Source organism: Paraburkholderia saeva (assembly GCF_907164555.1).
Taxonomy (GTDB): Bacteria; Pseudomonadota; Gammaproteobacteria; order Burkholderiales; family Burkholderiaceae; genus Paraburkholderia; species Paraburkholderia saeva.
Genome location: NZ_CAJQZC010000014.1, coordinates 1 through 18,547, shown reverse-complemented (window position 1 = coordinate 18,547; position 18,547 = coordinate 1). Strand labels below are relative to the sequence as shown.

Genomic DNA, 18,547 nt, shown 5'->3' with positions numbered 1-18,547 from the left:
CCTCGCGCCCACGCGACGCTTCTTTCTCTCTCATTCTCATGTCGGGTTGCTCCATGTCCAAGACCAAGCCAGAAGCGTCGCCGGCCGCACCGGTCACCGGAATCCGTAAAGGTCTCACCAACTATGGTGACAGCGGCTTCTCCCTTTTCTTGCGCAAAGCGTTCATCAAGGGGGCGGGCTACACCGACGAAGCGCTGGATCGACCGGTAATCGGCATCTCCAATACCGGGAGCGCCTACAACCCTTGTCACGGCAACGCGCCGCAATTGATCGAAGCGGTCAAGCGCGGTGTGATGCTGGCCGGCGGCTTGCCGATGGATTTCCCGACGATTTCCATCCACGAGAGTTTTTCGCAGCCGACCAGCATGTACCTGCGCAATTTGATGTCGATGGATACCGAGGAGATGATCCGCGCCCAGCCGATGGATGCAGTCGTGCTGATCGGCGGTTGTGACAAGACCGTGCCGGCACAGTTGATGGGCGCCGCATCGGCGAATATTCCGGCCATCCAGTTGATCACGGGCTCCATGCTGACCGGTTCGCACCGCGGCGAGCGCGTCGGCGCATGCACCGATTGCCGTCGCTATTGGGGCAAGTTCCGCGCCGACGAGATCGACAGTACCGAGATCGCCGCCGTGAACAACCAGCTGGTAGCCAGCGTCGGCACCTGCTCGGTCATGGGCACCGCAAGCACGATGGCTTGCGTGGCCGAAGCCCTGGGGATGACCGTGCCTGGCGGCGCGTCACCGCCGGCCGTGACGGCCGATCGTATCCGTATTGCCGAGGAGACTGGCGCCGAGGCAGTGCGGATGGCACGCAGCGGCCTGACCATCGACAAGATCCTGACCGCTGATGCGTTCGAAAACGCGATCCGCGTGTTGCTTGCGATCGGCGGCTCGACCAACGCCATCGTGCACCTGACCGCCATTGCGGGACGCATGGGACTGGATGTCGATCTGAAGGCACTGGACCGCATGGGTCGCGAAACGCCCGTGTTGCTGGACCTGAAACCGTCCGGCCAGCATTACATGGAAGACTTCCACCACGCCGGCGGCATGGCGACGTTGCTGCGCGAACTCAAGCCGCTGCTCAAGCTCGACGCGATGACCGTCACCGGGCGCACCTTGGGCGAGGAGATCGACCTGGCGGGTCCCGGCTTCGAACAGGACGTAGTGCGCTCAATCGCCGACCCGATCTATCCGCAAGGCGGGATCGCCGTCTTGCGGGGCAATCTCGCACCTGGCGGCGCGATCATCAAGCAATCCGCCGCCGATGCCAGACTTATGGAGCACGAGGGACGCGCTGTGGTGTTCGAGAACGGTCAGGACATGGCTGAGCGAATCGACTCGGATGACCTCGACGTCACCGCCGACGACATTCTGGTGCTGAAGAACATCGGTCCGAAAGGTGCGCCTGGGATGCCCGAGGCCGGCTATATTCCGATTCCTAAAAAGCTGGCGCGTGCCGGCGTCAAGGACATTGTTCGCATTTCCGACGGGCGCATGAGCGGTACCGCCTTCGGCACCATCGTGTTGCACGTGACGCCTGAGGCGGCCATCGGTGGCCCGCTCGCCTATGTTCAGAACGGGGATCGCATCCGGCTCAGCGTGACTGCCCGCGAAATCACGCTACTTGTCTCAGATGACGAACTGACGCGCCGCGCAGCCGCTGCGCCCGTACAGACGCCGACAGCCGAACGCGGGTATCGCAAGCTGTTCCTCGACACGGTCCTGCAGGCCGACAAGGGCGTCGATTTCGATTTCCTTCGAGCCGCCAGGATTCACGACGCGACGCCGAAGGACTAGCGGCTTCGTACCTTCGCGCGCGGCACGGCCTGGACGGCGCCGAAAATAGCCAGAGCCTCCTGGAAAAAATCCCGGGCGAGGGCTGCGTGCGGCCCGTTGCTGGCCCAGATCAAGCCACTGCGTCGTACCGGCGCGGGGCCCGGCAACGGCAGCCGCGCCAGCGACAGGCCACTCGACCAGAGCGACACCCAGTCCGGCAGTAGCGACACGCCGATGCCCTGGTCGACCAGCGCGGCGATCGCGAGCAGGCCATCGATCTCAAGCCGCTGGTGCGGATGGATCTGATGGTCGCGCAGGTAGCGATCAGCCAGCTGACCGCCCAGCACCGAGCGCTCGTAGCGAATGAACGGCTCGTTGCGCAGCACCTCGTGCGCATCGCGACCGGCCATTGAGGCGGGAGCCACGACGACCAGCGGTTCTTCCAGGAAGGGGCGCCATTCGCAGGTTTTGCGAATGGCGAACTGCGGCTCGACCACCACGGCCGCGTCGAGCTCGCCGCTGCCGACCTTGCGACATAGTTCGATGGATGCGCCCGGGGTGATGAACAAGGCTACCTCCGGGTAGCGCGCATAGAGGTTCTTGAGCACCGGTGGCAAGACGTTGGTGAGGGCGGAAACGAAGGCGCCAAGCCGCAACTCGCCAACTCGCGCGCCGTCGCCCGCGATGACACGCAAGTTGCGCTCATCGCGCAACAGTGCGCGCGCCGGCTCGAGAATCTTGAGGCCGGCTTCTGTCGCCTTGACCACTCGGCCGGCACGCTGGAGAAGCTGCATGTCGAGGTCCACTTCCAGCGCATGCACGCGGGCCGCAAGCGTGGCCGCCGTCACGTCGAGGCGGCGCGCCGCCTCGGCCAGGGAGCCGCAATCGACGGCGGCCACAAAGCTTTCCAGGTACTCGGTATTCATCGTTTCAGCTTAACCGATGAAGATATCTCAAACAAAAAATATTTTTTGGTCTAAACGCACCGGAAGGTGCTTTTTCCAGTGCTCTTAAAAAGTGACACTGCGAGCATCGATACCGCTTCAATCGCGATTGAAAAAACGGAGACACGCCTTGAATACCCATCCCCACAACGTTGCGGCCGGCACCGGCATTGTCGAGTCCGCCGACGCCGTCTACAGACGCATCGCCTGGCGCTTCCTGCCGTTGCTGTTCGCCTGCTACGTGGTGGCCTACCTGGACCGCGTCAATGTCGGCTTTGCCAGGCTGCAGATGCTGAACGATCTACAGTTCAGCGAAGCGGTTTATGGTCTTGGCGCGGGTATGTTCTTTGTTGGATATTTTTTCTTCGAAGTGCCCAGTAACCTGTTGCTGCACAGGCTCGGCGCGAGGCGCTGGATTGCCCGGATCATGATCACCTGGGCGGTCCTTTCAATGTGCACGGCCTGGGTCAGTACGCCGCTGCATTTCTACATCGTGCGGTTTCTTCTCGGCATTGCGGAAGCCGGCTTCTATCCCGGCATGCTGCTCTATCTGACCTACTGGTTTCCGTCGCACAGACGCGGCCGGATGGTGGCGTTGCTGACCGCCGGCAATCCCGTGTCCGGCATCATTGGAGGCCCGCTGTCGGGCTACATCATGACAGCGACGGCCGGCCTCGCCGGCATGCAGGGCTGGCAGTGGTTGTTCATCCTCGAAGCGTTGCCGGGCATTCTGCTTGGCGTGATGGTCTACCGGCGCCTCGACGACAAAGTGGCGCACGCAACATGGCTCACCGTTGAGGAGCGTTCACAGGTTCAGTTCGACCTCGACATAGACAGCAAAACCCGGACGCATGGTTCGGTAAGCCAGGTGTTCGGCTCCGGTCGTGTCTGGCTGCTCGCATTGATCCTGTTCGGCATCATCATGGGTTCGTATGCGCTGAGCTTCTGGCAACCGACCATCATCAAGGGTACGGGCATCAAAAGTCCGGCGCTGATCGGTTTGATGACGACGATCCCCTATACGGCTGCGCTGATTGCGATGCTGCTGATTGGACGCAGCGCGGACAAACGGCGCGAACGACGTTGGCACGTAATCGTGCCAGGCCTGTTCGCCGCCGGCGGCTTCGTGTTGTGCGCGAATACGGCCGGCAGTGCGATGCTGTCGATGCTGGGTCTGACGATGGTCGCGGTAGGCATTGTCAGCGCGCTCCCTATGTTTTGGGCTTTGCCTACGTCGTTTCTCGGCGGGGCGGGCGCGGCCGCCGGTATCGCGCTGATCAATTCGACCGCGAATCTGGCGGGTTTCGTCAGTCCGACTGTGATTGGCTGGCTCAAAGGCCAGACCGGCACACTGTCGTCTGGCCTGTACCTGGTTGCCGGTTCGCTGACCCTGTCCGCCTTTCTGATCTGGGCCTTCATTCCGGCGCGAGTGGTGAACCATTGACGCCTGCCCAGAGCATTGATTCCGGGACCAGTAACGCGACATTGGAATATAGCCGCTACACATCAGGTCGAGGCCATTCTGAAGTGTCGCAGTGGCAGCAAAGTAGAAGTGTCGCGGTTTGTGCTTGTGTTATCTCTTTGACGAGTTTTGAGTGCAGGGTCCTGGAGGCTGGCCGCGGTTTTGCCAATCGCGGTGTTCAGATCCTCAACGGTAATCTCGCGCTGCTTCTTTGTGCCGATCCTGCGTCCCTTCAGTCTCGGCGCCTGCCCCTGATTGGTTCGTGATCGCGAGCCTGACGTGCGGCGGTTATCGCGATCGGCCTGAATCAACTGCGCGACCTGCAGCACATGACCCAGCCGCTTGTGATCAACCACGGCGCCCTGATCAATCTCGGAGAGCCTGTCGTAAGGCCTGCGCTACCTGTCCGTCGCTGACGTTCGTCAACGATGACGCGCCCGATACCGGCTTCTATCAGGTCAACGATGGACATTCCTCGCTATAACCGCATGGGTTACGTCTGCGATCGATCAGTGATTTTGCGCTCGGCCTCCACCACGACTTCTAATGCCTGTGGGTCGCGTCAAGGACGGCCACGACTGAGAAAAGGGGCGCAGCGTGGTGGTACGCATATTTGCGCATCGCGCATCAATCGTATAGCCTTACCCGGGTTCGCTCACCTTGACTCAAACCCTCGGCACCGTGAAGGACATCCTCGCCCTCAAGCTCTACACCCGTGTCGCGCGGCTCGGCAGTTTCTCGGCCGCCGCGCGCGAGTTCGGGCTGTCGCAATCGCAGGTATCGCGCATCATCGCCGAACTGGAAAGCGATCTGGGCGCGCGCCTGCTTACGCGTACGACGCGGGCGGTCGTGCTGACGGACGCGGGCGCCGAGTTCCTGTCCCGTCTGGACCCCATCCTCATGGCGCTCGAGGACGCTGGGCAGAGCGTGCGCGAAGGCAGCGAACTGCGCGGTATGTTGCGTATGAGCATGCCGGGCAGTGTGGCGATCCGCGAGGTCATCCCGCGGCTCGCGCCTTTTCTCCAACGTCATCCAGAACTACGGCTGCAAGTGTTGCTGGGCGACCGGCCGCAGGATCTCGTCAAGGACGCTGTGGACGTCGCCATCCGGCTCGGGCGTCTGGTGGACTCGAGTGCAACGGCCACGCTGATTACGCAGATTTCGCGTGTGATCGTTGCGTCGCCGGACTACATCGAGCGCCACGGCGAACCGGTAACGCCAGAGGAGCTGACACGGCACCGCATCGTTGGCGGACCGGCGTCGGTGGTCCCGACGGCGTGGAAGTTTGTGCGTGCAGGCGAGGAGGCGGTGGTCGATCTCAATGCGCATTTCTCGACCAACGAGAACGAGGGCGCCGTGGCTGCGGCGGCAGCGGGCATTGGCATTACTTCGACCAGCGAATGGGCCTGCCGCCGCGAGCTCGCTGACGGCTCGCTGGTCAGGCTGCTGGTCGACTGGAAGACCGCCGACATTCCGGTGCACGCGTACTTTCCGATGGGCCGGGCAACCCGCGCCGCGGGACGCGCAGTCGTCGAGCACCTCACCGCCGACTTCAGGCGCGAGCTCGCCATCTATGCACCTCGTACATAAGAGATAGCAGAAACGGACGGCTACCGCCGCGCGCGGCGCGCCATTATCTTTCCCTTCACCACGCAACCAAAGTGAAGGGAAACGACGATGACACGCTCCATACGCATCCACGAGTTTGGCAATCCCGATGTGCTGCAGATTGAAGACGTCGCGGTGGGCGAACCGCGCGCAGGGGAAGTGCGCTTGCGCATTCATGCGATCGGCCTGAACCGCACGGAGCTGACGCTGCGCTCCGGCCGTGCGCCGGTCAAACCGGCGCTGCCGAGCGGTATCGGTTTCGAAGCCGCAGGTGTTATCGAGGCGCTCGGCCCCGAGGTCACCGGGTTTGCGGTAGGCGACCGGGTTGCGCTGGTGCCCGCGTATGGTGCCGCGCAGTATTCGCTCTACGGCGAAGTATCGCTGGCGCCGGCACGTTCGCTGGTCGCGATTCCCGAACACGTCAGCTTTGTCGAAGCCGCCGCAACCTGGGCCGCATACGGGACCGCGTGGGCCGGACTGGTCGCCGTCGGTCGCCTCGCGGCCGGCCAGACGCTATTGATCTCTGCCGCATCGAGCAGCGTCGGTCTTGCCGCCATCCAGATCGCCAACCGCGTGGGTGCGCGTCCGCTGGCCTTGACGCGCTCTCGCGCCAAGGCTGACGCACTGTTGCGCCACGGTGCCGCGGCTGTGGTCGCGACCGGCGAGCAGGATGTGGTCGCGCAGGTCAAGCGCCTGACCGACGGCAAAGGTGCGGAACTTGTGTTCGATCCCGTGGGCGGCCCCGGTTTCGCCGATCTCGCGCGGGCCACCGCAAATGGCGGCACGCTGGTGCTCTACGGTGCGCTCGCCACCGACCTCACCGTGATACCGCCTTTCGACATCCTTGCCCGCGATCTGACGGTTCGTGGTCTCGCGTTGACAGCCCGTACCCGCGACGACGCCCAACTGGCGGCGCTCAAGCGCTTCGTCAGCGACGGGCTTGCCGACGGCACGCTGTGTCCAGCGATTGATCGGACCTTTCCCTTCGACGAGATCGCCGCCGCGCACCGCTTTATCGAAGCGGGCGAGCAGGTCGGCAAGATCGTCGTCACGGTTTGAACCCTTTCCAATCCTGTTTCCAGGGCCTAAAACACATGTCCTCTCAAGCTCTTTTCACACCTGTCCGCCTGGGCGATCTCGATTTGCCCAACCGCATTGTGATGGCACCGCTGACCCGCATGCGCGCAAACCCGGCCGATCAAGTGCCCACCGATCTCCAGGCCGGGTACTACGCGCAACGCGCTTCCGCCGGGCTGATCGTCGCGGAAGCCACGGCAATCAGTCCCGCGGGCTTTGGCTGGGCCGATACGCCCGGGCTCTGGAGCCCCCAGCAGGTACGCGGATGGCGACGCGTCACGGATGCGGTGCATGCCGCGGGTGGGCGTATCGTCGCGCAACTCTGGCACACCGGTGCAATCTCGCATCCGGACCTGCGCGACGGCGCGCCGCCGTTGTCGGCTTCGAACGTCAATGTGCAGCATGAGTCGGTGACGCCCACCGGCCGCAAACCAACCGTTATCCCGCGAGCCATGACCCAGGACGAAATTCGCCAGACCGTGGCGGATTTTGCGCGCGCCGCCCGCAACGCGATGGATGCGGGTTTCGACGGCGTGCAGATTCTCGCGAACTATCTTTACCTGCTCGCACAGTTCCTTAACACCACCACCAATCGCCGTACGGATCGCTACGGCGGCAGCATCGAAAACCGCACGCGAATCCTGTTCGAGGTCGTCGAGGCCGTGCTCGATGAAGTCGAACCTGCCAGGGTGGGCGTGAAGATCAGCCCGATGCACGAGGGTGGCCCATTCGCTGCGAACGACGAGACGCTGCCCGTGGCGGAATACGCGATCCGCGAACTCAATGGCTACGGCTTGTCGCATCTGCTGTTGATGGGCAACACAACCGATTTCACCGGCACGCCGCTCGAACCCTTGATGGGGGATGGCATGTTCCACCATTTCCGGCCGATTTTCCACGGTACGTTGATCGCCAACGTCAAAATGGACGCCGAACGTGGCAACCGCCTGATCGAGGCAGGGCTCGCCGACATGGTGGCATTTGGGCGTCCCTACATTGCCAACCCCGATCTGGTCGAACGGCTCGCCGCGGGTGCGCCGCTGGCCGAGGTGGACTGGTCCACGGTCTACGGTTCGGGTCCGCAAGGCTATTCCGACTATCCCGCTACGCGCCTCGCCAATGCCTGACTCACATCGAGCTGCGATTGTGATTCACTTACTTTCATCGAGACTGACATGAGCAAAACGACACCTGAGCAGAACAAGGCCCTCGTCCTCGAGGCATTCGATACGCTGTTCAACAAGCGCGACTACGCGGCAGCCGAACGCTTCTGGTCGGACCGTTACATTCAGCATAGCGCGCATATCGCGCCGGGACGCGAGGGTCTGTTTGCCCTGATCCGCACGCTGCCCGACACGTTGCGCTACGAGAACCAGCTCGTCGTGGCAGAGGGCGACTATGTCATCGCACACGGCCGCTTCTCGGGCAACGGCAGACCGGCCGCGTGGATTGCAGCCGACGTCGTCCGCTTTGAAGACGGCAAGCTGGCCGAACACTGGGACGTGCTGCAAGACGAAGCGACTGAGGCGCAATCCGTAAGCGGCCTGCCGATGTTCGGCGATCGCTTCCCAGCTTGAGCACTAAGGCATTCGATCTCGTAATTCTGATCTTCTAAATATCACTAAGGACTCCAACATGAAACTCAGCGGAAACACTATCTTTATTACAGGCGGCGGTTCGGGAATCGGCCGCGGTCTGGCCGAAGCGCTGCATCAGCGTGGCAACAAGGTGATCATCGCTGGACGCCGGCGCAGCCATCTCGACGAGGTGGTGGCGGCGAACCCCGGCATGGCGGCAATCGAGCTGGATATTACCGATGCTGCAAGCATCGAGCGGGTAGCGGCACAACTGATCAAGGACTATCCCGATCTCAACGTACTGGTTAACAACGCGGGGGTCATGCAGCCGGATACCGCCGCCGGCCAGATCGACGATGCGCTGATGGTCTCCACCATCACGACCAACCTGGTGGGCCCGATCCGTATGACCTCCGCGCTGATCGACCATCTCAAGACGAAGAACGATGCCGTGGTCGCCTATACCAGTTCAGTGCTGGCCTTCGTGCCACTTGCCGTGACGGCAGTGTATTCGTCGACCAAGGCGGCGTTGCATTCTTACATCCTGTCGCAACGCTTCATGCTGCGCGATACCGGCGTGCGTGTACTCGAAATCGCGCCACCGTGGGTGCGCACGGACCTGATGAACAGCCGCGAAGCCGAACAGGCCATGCCGCTGGACGCGTTTATCGACGAAACGATTGCCATCCTCGGCACTGACTCGAATGAGGTGCTGGTCGAAGGCGCCAAGCTGTTCCGTGGCAATCCCGGACCAGGTGAGCACGATCTTGTAAACGGGTTTAACGCGCAGATGCTGGAAGTTTTGTCGGGCTGAGCCGGCGGCTTCCTTAAATGACTATGTTGAATCATTGAGCCAGGTAACGCCTGGTTTATGGAACGAAGCCACGATGGGCTACTGGAGAAATACAATGGATGAACTAAAGATCTCGATACTTGGAACCGGCGACATGGGCGGCGCCATTGCCACTGCGATCGGCCGCAGGACGCGTCACGCCCTGAAAGTGCGCGGCGCCCAGCCTGGCAGTGCGTCGGCGCTCAAGTTAATGGACGAACTCGGTGTCATGGAAGCGTCGAAGCAGGACTTTCTCGCCAGCGACATCGTATTCGTCGTCGTGCCGGCTGCTGCGATCGAGCGGGCGGCGCCCACCTTGAGCGGTTATCAGGGCATCGTGGTGGCGGTGTCGGTGTCGGACAGCGTTGGGCGAGACGGCCTGCCCAGTTCGGCGGAGCGCATCGCAACGGCATTACCGGAGGCAAGCGTGGTGAGCGCATTCACCTCGATCTGGTCTAACGTCATCCGCGAACCGGGAAAGTCTGGCAAGACCAGCGTATTTGTCAGCTCGGACGACGATAAGGCGAAAGAGGTCGTGTCGCGTCTTGCAACGGAACTGGGATTCGAGCCTGTCAATGGCGGCCCGCTCTCAACGGCCCTTTACGCGGAGGTGATGGGCATGTTCGCCGTGCGTCTTGCGACGGACTCGGGCTACGGCCGTACGATCAGCTTTCACGCGTTCAACGCCGGGTGAGAAGCGAGTGCTGTACCGCCCGGAGGGAGCATGAAGAGGGCCCGCAGCAGCTCGGTCCTCTTCATGAACGGTGGTTCTCACCCGCGCCACCTGCCGGATCGACAAAGTAAACGATGCGCGCGGGTCGCGCTCTTTCTCATGGTGGATTTCAGCACGACTCAATGCGCCATTCGTGCTCGTGCCTCATGCTTCGTGACGATGCCGGCCGCATGCTGCAAAACGGCCTGAATCTCCTGCAGAAGCGACGGATGAGGGTCGAGGCTCGTATGCAATAACTGCAGGCAGCCGTCGAATGTGCTTGCGCCGACTACCTGTTCGCCAGGCGGGTTGGTTAGGACAGACGGTCCCCACACAGCCTTGAGACCGAGATGCCCATACCGGTTTGCAAAAGGAAGCACACCCAGGTTGGTCACCGTCGCTTCGGAGGTGAAATGACCAACCATGAACTGTGCGGCCTCTGATGCATCCAGGCCATGAGCGACCAGTTGACCGGTCGCAGCGCCCACCTTTTGCAGATTCTCGCCCGATTGGCAGTCGTTCAGTTCCGACTTGAGCGCACGCGCGACTTGCCAGAAATCCTGCGGACCGTCAATGCCGCATGCCGCATGCCGCACGCCCACGCCGATCGCGAGGACTGGACGATGATCCAGTCCGACGCGTCCGCGCAGATTGATCGGTGACAGGATGCGCACGACTGTTTCCTGCCATGCGGATGCACGCCGCCGCCCGGCGAAGACAAGCGCGGCATACAGCGTGGCGTGGCGTGGAGGGTCGTGCCGTTCTCGCGTGCAGCGGCCAACAGCTGAGCCGTGTGCCCGGATGACAGGCGCAGACTGCACACCGACGGCACCGGCCGATCGTCTCCCTCTGTCGTAGGTGAATCTGGTAGCGTGAGCCCTTGCAACGTCACATCTCATTGCCTGCCACGTCAACGGGAGCGCCGCTGATGAGGTCTTCGAGGGACGGTGAAAGCGTAGCCGCATCGAGCGGTTCATCTGCCATCAGACGCAGCAGATCCGTCAGCGCGTGAGCGATCGACACGCCGTCAGCAATCGTGTGATGCACGGCAAGCATGAGTACGGCGCTCTCTGGCCGCAATACCACGGTCGCGCGAAGCGACGGGGCGTCGCCGGGTTGAAAGCGCGTGGACATTTCGACCGCAGCTTCCCGTTCCCAGCTCAAAACGTCCTCATCTGCGACGACTCTGAGCGGAATCCGTGCTGCGTCATCAGAGACGAAGTATAGGTCCTTTCTGGCCCCTGCCGAATCGAGGCCCTAAACAGCGGGTGGCGCTGCTGGAGCCGGTCGAGTGCATTACGCCAGGCGTCGGCTTGCGTTTGGCCTTCAACTTCGGCAGCCATGACGAAATGAAACGGCGTCGCCCTGTCGTAGAACCAATAGAGTTGTTCCAGCGCGCCAAGCCGGCGCATCACGGTCGAACTACATCCATAATCGCTTGATTTCCTTCAGGCGGATATCTTCCAGGGTAATGTCGCAGCCCGAGCGCGTCGCGCTGCGCGTATGGCGTCAGCGCGCTCGCTGGGCTTCCCGTGGCCGTTCTATCACGGAAGACTCGCCGAAACACATTCGACTACGGGTTTGCGGCGCTCGGTTGCAAAGTACAAAAGCGCGGCAAGCGGCAGCACCATACCGAGTACGGTCACGCCGGCCCAGCCGAAGTGAGCGAATGCCCAGCCGCTTGCCGCCGAACTGATGGCCCCGCCCGCAAAGAACGTCGCCATGAAAAGACCATTAAGACGGCTGCGCTGCTCCGCGCCCAGCGAATAGATAACACGCTGGCTAAGCACGAGATTCGCGGATACCGCAAAGTCCAGCAGAATCGCCGTCGCGATCACCAGCGCGAGCGAGAGCTCCGAATGCCCCCGTGCGAGATCGGAGAATATGAACGACCCCGAGGCCAGCAACATGGCACCTGCGGTACCAGCCTGGGTCAGCCCCCTGTCGGCGATGCGGCCAGCGAACGGCGGGGCGATCGCGCCAGCAATCCCGGCAAGCGCGACCCACGCGATGCCTTGCTGGGTCAGCCCAAACCTGGGCCCGCTAAGCCACAGCGGCACAGCAGTCCAGAACACGCTGAATGCGCCGAACAAGGCGCCCTGGTAAATGCCACGCCGCCGCAGCACTTCGGTGCTCAGAAAGATCTTCGCAAGCGAGCTCAGCAGGCTGCCGTAAGCAGGCGGCTGCATCGGCCGACGCGGCGGCAGCACGAAGCGAAGTCCGATGATGACGAAAGCCATCAGGACCGCTGACATCCTGAACACCTCACGCCACGACCAGACGTTCGCAATCAGGCTCGACAAGGGGCGAGCCAGCATGATGCCGAGCATCACGCCGCTGACGACCCGGCCCACCGCGCGGCCACGGGCTTCTTCGTCGACCAGATAGGTAATGTACGGAACCAGCAATTGCACCGCTGACGCCACCAGCCCGATCAGGAAGGCGATGAACAGATAAGCCGTCACCCATGACGTCAGGCTCAGCGCCAGCGTGAACAGCATCTCCATGCAGATCAGCGTCAGCGCGAGCCGACGGTTTTCGAACAGATCGCCAAGCGGCACGATCGTCAGCAGACCGATGCCGTAACCGGCCAGCGGCAAGGTGACGAGCAGGCCGGTGCTCGTATGGGGCAGGCCCAAGGTGGCACTGATCAGCCCGGTGAGCGGCTGTGCGTAATACACATTTGCGATGATCATGCCGCAGGCGATGGCGAGCATCGCCTGGATGACTGTCAGCGATCGGACATGACCGTCGTGGTTACGCGCTTGCATGACTAACTCCTGGATTCCATTTCAGGTAGAGACGACGCTTCCGTTGCTCTGCCTACTTGACCTCGAACACGCTGTAGACCGGGCCGTACGCAAACCGGTGGCCCGTACCGACGGCGATGACCCGGTTCAGCCATTCGTACTTGCCGGCGGGGGCTTCGAAAATCGGATTGATGCGGAAGTAGTAACTGGCCGGGTCGACTTCTTCGCCTTTTTCCAGCCGCTGGATCACATCGACCGCGCCATGGCGGATGCCGCGGTAGGCCATCGTGATGTTCGTGCCGTCATCGGTTTGCAGGATCAGACGCACGTCGAGCTGGGTGCTGCCGTCGCTGCGCCCGGTCTGCCAGTCGCTGCCGCCGTCCAGCACCTTGCCGGACAGGCGTTCGCCCGCAAAGGTGCCGGACGGCACGATGCCGACGCGGCGGAACGGGCCCGGCGTCGCGCCGACGATCACAATGGGTTTGACATCGAGACGCATCACGAACAACGGGTGCGTTTGCACACTCTGAAGCGCTGCAGGAAGCTCATCGAAAGCGGGAGTGGACATCGTATTCACCTTTATGGTTGTGCATGGCACGCCATGCGCCTGGTGTGAGGACTTCAACGCTGCTATTGCAGCGGCGAAAATTCCGTTGGGCGCATGATTCTCGACTCCATGCTGACGAGGATGTCGAGCGCCTTCACCTTGCGGCCGAATTCTTGCCAGCGGCTGTCGGCCGCCATGCGGTCGCGGCGTTCGATCCGGTCGTCGAGGCTCTCATAGGCCCAGATATGCACGATCTGGCTGATCTCGCCGATCTCGGTCGTAAAGAAGCCAGTCAGCTCGCCGAGAAATTCCTTCTGCAAGGGCAAGCCCTCGCTCCTGTACAGCGCGAGCCAGTCGGCGCCGCGCAGCGGCTTGAACGTATAAGTGCGGATTTCGTAAAGCATGCTTCTCTCCTGGGCGCCCGGCAGGCCGCAAAACGGCGCTGCCGGTGCGCATGGACAGGTTGGCTACGGGGGTGCTATCACGCTGCGGTGACGGCGCTTTCCGCAAACGGATAGTCCGTGTAGCCGCGGTGATCGCCGCCGTAGAACGTTTCGCGGTTGTAGGGGGTGAGCGGCAGGTTATGACGCACGCGATACGGCAAATCGGGGTTGGCGATAAAGTCGCGTCCGAAGGCGACGAGGTCGGCGTCGCCATCCTGAACGGCCGCCGTAGCCGATGCGGCGCTGAATCCGCCGGCGGCGATGATCGGACCGCTGAAGACCTTGCGCAGCGCACGGGATGCCACCGGTGCGGCGCCTTCCTCAACCACCTGGCTGCCTGCGACCCGCGGTTCGATGATGTGCAGGTAGGCAAGGCCGAGTGCGTTCAGCTGTTGCGCGGCATAGCTGAAGGTAGCGCCCGGGTTGCTGTCGGACATGCCGCCGAACGAGCCGCCTGGCGACAGGCGTACGCCGACGCGATTCGCGCCGAACACCCCAGCAGCGGCCTGGGTCACTTCGAGCAGGAAGCGCACGCGGTTAGCGACCGAACCGCCATAGGCGTCGGTGCGATGGTTGGAACCGTCCTGAATGAACTGGTCGACCAGATAGCCGTTCGCGCCGTGGATCTCTACGCCGTCAAAGCCGGCGGCGAGCGCACGCTGCGCGCCCTGGCGGAATTCGTCGATGGCAACCCTGATTTCCTCGAGGCCCATCTCGCGCGGCGCCGAAGCGGGCTGCCAGCCATTCCTCGTATGCGCCATGCCTTCGAACGGCACGGCCGACGGTGCGAGCGGAGCATCGCCGCCGGGCTGCAGGTCGCGGTGCGACTGACGGCCAGCATGGAACAGTTGCAGGAAAATCCGGGCATCCTTCGCATGAACCGCATCGACGACCTTCTTCCAGCCGGCAATCTGCTCGTCGGCGTAGATGCCGGGGGCGCCTTGATAGCCGTTGCCGCGAATCGATACCGGTGTCGCTTCGGCGATCAGCAGGCCGCCGTCGCTCGCGCGTTGCGAGTAGTACTCGACCATCAGGTCGTTAGGGATGTCGTTCTGACCGGAACGCATGCGGGTGAGGGGGGCCAGCACCAGGCGGTGCGACAGCGTATAAGGGCCGATTTGCGCCCGGGAAAACAGCGTAGACATGCGAATCCCCTAAAAATATGACGGATACCTAAGTAATTAAAGATCTCTCTGGGCTGAACGAGTGGCGTCCGGCAACCAGAGGTGAGCGTTACGAGGCGGTTCTGCCGCCGTTGACCCTGAGTACCTCGCCGGTCATGAAGCTCGCCTTGTCTGAAGCAACGAACACGATCGCCTCGGCGATTTCTTCCGGGGTGCCGGCGCGCTTGAGCGGAACAGTCGCCAGCATGCCGGCCTTACGGTCCGCATTCACGGTGAGGCGGTTCAGCATGGCCGTTTCGACCGGGCCCGGTGCGACGGCATTGACGCGCACGCCGAATGCCGCGGCTTCGAGCGCCGCCGACCTGGTCAGCCCTTCCACCGCGTGCTTGCTGGCAACATACAGCGAGGCGTTGGGCGCGCCGCGCAAGCCCATGGTCGAGGAGATATTGACGATGCTGCCGCTGCCTTGCGCCGTCATGACGCGCAGTTCGTGCTTCATGGCGAGCAGCGTGCCGAGTACGTTGGTGTCGAATACGGCCGTGTAGCGTTCGGGTGTCTGCTCCACCACCGGGCCCGATTCGCCCTCGGTGCCGGCCGCGTTGACGGCCACATCCAGCCGTCCAAAGCGTGCGACGACGGTATCCACCAGCTTGCGCAGGTCGTCTTCGAAGCGCACGTCCGATTGCACGAACTCGGCTTGCACGCCGGTCTCGCGCAGTTCTTGTGCGAGCTGCTGGCCTTCTTCGACGCGGCGGCCCGATACGACGACGCTGGCTTTCTCGCGCGCAAAAGCAAAGGCAGTGGCGCGGCCGATGCCGGTCAGTGCACCGGTAACGAGTACAACAGGTTGCGTAGTCATGGGTATTCCTTGATCGGTTTGTGCGAGCCGCCCGGATAACAGTGGCGGCTCGCGCTGCAATTCACGGGTTCGCGGCGCTCAGGCTTGCACGTCGACGGCGTCGACCCGGTCGGGGTAGAAGGCGAGGTGATCCTTGATCGGCACGACTGCTGCATACGGGCTTTCGCCGGACGAGCCCGCTGTTGCGGGCCGCCGCGGCTCAGGCAGTTTGTACCGCTTCGATGGTTTGTGCGGCAAACGGCCTGAAGTCGATATACGCGCGTTCGTCTCCACCCCAGAACGCATCGCGCACATAGAGCGTGAGCGGGTGGCCGTGACGGAGACGCTCGGGCAGATCCGGATTCGACGAAAACCAGCGCCCGAATGCCACAAGGTCGGCATCGCCGCGCTGCAGGATGTCTTCCGCGCCTTCGCGGTCGAAACCGCCTGCTGCGATGATGGGACCTTTGAAAACCTTACGCAGAAACGATGACGCGACCGGTGCCTGACCTTCAACCAGCGTTTCGGTGCCCATCACCCGCGGTTCGATCACGTGCAGATAGGCCAGGCCATATGTGTTGAGGCGCTCGGCGAAATAGCCGAATGTGGCTTCCGGGTCGCTATCGGCGATCGCACCCCAGCGGCCGCTCGGGGAGACGCGCACGCCGACCCGGTCCGCGCCCCAGATCGACGCGAACGCATCGACTACTTCAAGCGAAAAGCGGGCGCGCTTCTCGATCGTGCCGCCGTAGGCATCGGTGCGTTTGTTGGTGCCGTCCTGCAGGAACGTGTCCGCCAGATACCCGTTGGCGTTGTGCAGCTCGACGCCGTCGAAGCCGGCCTCTTTGGCGCGCTCGGCGGCGCGGCGGAACGATTCGACAATGGCCGGGATTTCCTCGAGTTCCAGCGCGCGGTGCGGCGAGTTCGGCACCCAGCCGTTCTTCGTGAACACGGTGGTCTCGTAGGGCACCACCGAAGGCGCGACCGGCGCATTGCCCCAGCTCAGATCGACATGAGACTGGCGGCCGTCGTGGGCAATCTGCATAAAAATGCGTCCGCCATTGGCGTGAACCGCGTCAGTCACTTTTTTCCAGGCGGCGACGTGCTCGTCGGTATAGATGCCCGGTGCGCCGGTATAACCGCGGCTGTCGTACGACGGGTGGGCGCTTTCGGTGATCAGCAAGCCGCCGTCCGAGGAACGCTGCCGGTAGTACTCGACCATCATCGCGCTCGGACTGTCGTCCGGATCGGCCCGCAGGCGCGTCATCGGCGCGAGCACGACACGATGCGAGAGTTCGAGCGGGCCGACCTTGACCGGTGAAAGCAGTTTGAGATTGTTAGAGTTCATTTCGTTTTCCTTATCGATGGACATTGTCAGGGTGTCGATAATCAGGTTTTCTCGGGTCTGTGTTGCTATGCCAGGCGCTTAGAGTTTCGAGCCGCCGTCGACGTGCAGCGTGTCGCCCGTCACCCAACGTGCGTTGTCGGAGGCGAGGAAGGCCACCGCTCCGGCAATGTCGTCGGGTTGCGCGATGCGCTTGAGTGCCTGCATGCCGAGCGTCGCCTCGCGGCCGGCATCGGTCTTGGTGAAGTTCGACATGTCGGTGGCGACCACGCCGGGCGCGACCGCATTCACGCGGATGCCGCGTTCGCCAAGCGCAGCGGCAAAATGCTTGACCAGCGTATCGACGGCGCCTTTGGTGGCCGCGTAGGCCGGCAGTGCGCCCACGGCGGAATGCGCGGCGAGCGAAGACAGCAGCACGACGCTGCTGCCTTTGCCGAGTACCGGCAGCAACTGCTGCACGAGGAAGTAGGGCGCTCGCACATTCACCGCGAACAGGTTGTCGAAGTCTTCAACGGTGGTGTCTTCAATGCTCGCCGCCTTCGAGATGCCTGCGTTCGCCACCAGGATATCCAGACGCTCGCCGACGATTTCGCGCACTTGCCGGGCGAGTGCATGCGGCCCGTCCGCCTGACGCAGATCGCCGCCGACCTTCGTGGCCTTGCCGCCCGCCGCACGGATTTCCGCGACCACCGCATCCGCTTCCTTCTCGCCACTGCTGTAGTGAATGAGCACCTGGGCGCCGTCTTTCGCGAGGGTGAGGGCGCTGGCACGGCCAATGCCGCGGGAGGCGCCGGTGACGAGGGCGGTTTTACCTTTCAAATTAGTCATGATCAATCTCCAGTGAGGTTGGAAGCCTGCTGTGCATGCTGAGCGCCGATATCCGCCCAAAACCCTGTGAATCGAGGCTGCGGCGCTTGCGTCTGCATGTTTGCGTTGCTGCCATGGGAGCTAATCTAGTGGTCCCCAAGGCAAAGGGAAAAGACTTTGTGAGTGGGTGGCCATGCCTCGCAGGCATGCCTTGGCTGAAATTCGGTCCACCGTTCGTGCCGCCCGCCCCAATCCACCGCGCAAGCTGGCGATTCCCGGGAATGAGGACATGTGGAAGCGTGTATGGGTTTGTCCCTTGGCCGCCGGCGATCCGGCACGGCTGTCATCGTTATCCGTTCGGTCGCAGCCATTCATGCCTCCCGCGCCGGATCGCCGGCGGCCGGTCAGCTTACGCTGCGAAAAAGCGGACATTTGAACTTGGCTAAAAGCGGACATTACTGCTTAGCCTCTACAACCAATGTCGAGGCTGGTTTCAGATGTCCGGGTTTGGGCTTTTTAGAAATGTCCGGTTTCAGGGTTCAGAAATCTCTACTTTTAAGGGCTTTAAAGCACCGAGCCAACCCGCGTTCCGGCAGTTCTCAGGATCGCCTCATTCAGCTCTTCACGCGTCAGTTCCCGCTGCTTGCGGGTGCCCACCTTGCGCTCCTTCGGTCGCGGCGCTTCGCCCTGATTCGTC

19 protein-coding genes are annotated in these 18,547 nt (G+C 62.6%); 8 read left to right on the top strand and 11 right to left on the bottom strand.

Annotation, left to right across the window (positions count from 1 at the left end; genetic code table 11):
* The first annotated feature begins 53 nt into the window (after positions 1–53).
* Positions 54–1,805, top strand: a complete 1,752-nt coding sequence (locus LPA36_RS26480; protein WP_228883257.1) for an IlvD/Edd family dehydratase — start codon at positions 54–56, stop codon at positions 1,803–1,805.
* Here the strand turns inward: LPA36_RS26480 and LPA36_RS26475 are convergent.
* Positions 1,802–2,710 carry a LysR family transcriptional regulator gene (locus tag LPA36_RS26475; protein WP_228883255.1) on the bottom strand — a complete coding sequence of 303 codons (909 nt, stop codon included), beginning with the start codon at positions 2,708–2,710 and terminating at the stop codon, positions 1,802–1,804. The two genes, LPA36_RS26480 and LPA36_RS26475, sit on opposite strands and share 4 nt — an antisense overlap.
* A gap of 148 nt (positions 2,711–2,858) precedes the next feature.
* Here LPA36_RS26475 and LPA36_RS26470 point away from each other — a divergent pair, with 148 nt between their 5' ends.
* Complete coding sequence (locus tag LPA36_RS26470) at positions 2,859–4,172, top strand: MFS transporter (protein ID WP_228883254.1); 1,314 nt, start codon at positions 2,859–2,861, stop codon at positions 4,170–4,172.
* A gap of 62 nt (positions 4,173–4,234) precedes the next feature.
* Here LPA36_RS26470 and LPA36_RS26465 read toward each other — a convergent pair whose 3' ends face one another.
* Complete coding sequence (locus tag LPA36_RS26465; protein ID WP_407674337.1) at positions 4,235–4,546, bottom strand: hypothetical protein; 312 nt, start codon at positions 4,544–4,546, stop codon at positions 4,235–4,237.
* Between the two features lie 304 nt (positions 4,547–4,850).
* Between LPA36_RS26465 and LPA36_RS26460 the strand changes: the two genes are divergently transcribed.
* The 6 genes from LPA36_RS26460 to LPA36_RS26435 all read left to right on the top strand — a co-directional run bounded on the left by LPA36_RS26460 (position 4,851) and on the right by LPA36_RS26435 (position 9,978).
* Entirely contained in the window at positions 4,851–5,780 is a 930-nt protein-coding gene (locus LPA36_RS26460) for a LysR family transcriptional regulator (RefSeq protein ID WP_228883252.1), read from the top strand.
* Positions 5,781–5,867: 87 nt separating this feature from the next.
* Entirely contained in the window at positions 5,868–6,857 is a 990-nt protein-coding gene (locus tag LPA36_RS26455; RefSeq protein WP_228883251.1) for a zinc-dependent alcohol dehydrogenase family protein, read from the top strand.
* A gap of 35 nt (positions 6,858–6,892) precedes the next feature.
* Positions 6,893–8,002, top strand: a complete 1,110-nt coding sequence (locus tag LPA36_RS26450) for an alkene reductase (RefSeq protein WP_228883249.1) — start codon at positions 6,893–6,895, stop codon at positions 8,000–8,002.
* A gap of 48 nt (positions 8,003–8,050) precedes the next feature.
* Complete coding sequence (locus tag LPA36_RS26445; protein WP_228883247.1) at positions 8,051–8,452, top strand: nuclear transport factor 2 family protein; 402 nt, start codon at positions 8,051–8,053, stop codon at positions 8,450–8,452.
* Between the two features lie 58 nt (positions 8,453–8,510).
* Positions 8,511–9,266, top strand: coding sequence for an SDR family oxidoreductase (locus LPA36_RS26440; protein ID WP_228883245.1), 756 nt, complete (start codon positions 8,511–8,513; stop codon positions 9,264–9,266).
* A 94-nt stretch (positions 9,267–9,360) separates the two neighbouring features.
* A complete protein-coding gene (locus tag LPA36_RS26435) occupies positions 9,361–9,978 on the top strand; it encodes an NADPH-dependent F420 reductase (RefSeq protein ID WP_228883243.1) in 618 nt (205 codons plus the stop codon).
* A 158-nt stretch (positions 9,979–10,136) separates the two neighbouring features.
* Here the strand turns inward: LPA36_RS26435 and LPA36_RS26430 are convergent, their stop codons facing one another.
* The 9 genes from LPA36_RS26430 to LPA36_RS26390 form a co-directional block, all read right to left on the bottom strand.
* Positions 10,137–10,670 (bottom strand): hypothetical protein, encoded by a 534-nt coding sequence (locus LPA36_RS26430; protein ID WP_228883241.1) that lies wholly within the window; start codon positions 10,668–10,670, stop codon positions 10,137–10,139.
* A 214-nt stretch (positions 10,671–10,884) separates the two neighbouring features.
* A complete protein-coding gene (locus LPA36_RS26425; protein ID WP_228883239.1) occupies positions 10,885–11,130 on the bottom strand; it encodes a hypothetical protein in 246 nt (81 codons plus the stop codon).
* A 410-nt stretch (positions 11,131–11,540) separates the two neighbouring features.
* Positions 11,541–12,767 (bottom strand): MFS transporter, encoded by a 1,227-nt coding sequence (locus LPA36_RS26420; protein WP_228883237.1) that lies wholly within the window; start codon positions 12,765–12,767, stop codon positions 11,541–11,543.
* Positions 12,768–12,819: 52 nt separating this feature from the next.
* Positions 12,820–13,314 carry a DUF3237 domain-containing protein gene (locus LPA36_RS26415; RefSeq protein ID WP_228883235.1) on the bottom strand — a complete coding sequence of 165 codons (495 nt, stop codon included), beginning with the start codon at positions 13,312–13,314 and terminating at the stop codon, positions 12,820–12,822.
* Between the two features lie 62 nt (positions 13,315–13,376).
* On the bottom strand, positions 13,377–13,697 hold the full coding sequence (locus LPA36_RS26410; RefSeq protein ID WP_228883227.1) for an NIPSNAP family protein: 321 nt from the start codon (positions 13,695–13,697) through the stop codon (positions 13,377–13,379).
* A gap of 77 nt (positions 13,698–13,774) precedes the next feature.
* Positions 13,775–14,881, bottom strand: a complete 1,107-nt coding sequence (locus LPA36_RS26405) for an alkene reductase (protein ID WP_228883224.1) — start codon at positions 14,879–14,881, stop codon at positions 13,775–13,777.
* An 88-nt stretch (positions 14,882–14,969) separates the two neighbouring features.
* Positions 14,970–15,719, bottom strand: a complete 750-nt coding sequence (locus LPA36_RS26400) for an SDR family NAD(P)-dependent oxidoreductase (RefSeq protein ID WP_228883223.1) — start codon at positions 15,717–15,719, stop codon at positions 14,970–14,972.
* Positions 15,720–15,918: 199 nt separating this feature from the next.
* On the bottom strand, positions 15,919–17,046 hold the full coding sequence (locus LPA36_RS26395; RefSeq protein ID WP_228883221.1) for an alkene reductase: 1,128 nt from the start codon (positions 17,044–17,046) through the stop codon (positions 15,919–15,921).
* 78 nt (positions 17,047–17,124) lie between these two features.
* Positions 17,125–17,871, bottom strand: coding sequence for an SDR family NAD(P)-dependent oxidoreductase (locus tag LPA36_RS26390; RefSeq protein ID WP_228883219.1), 747 nt, complete (start codon positions 17,869–17,871; stop codon positions 17,125–17,127).
* Positions 17,872–18,547 lie beyond the last annotated feature (676 nt).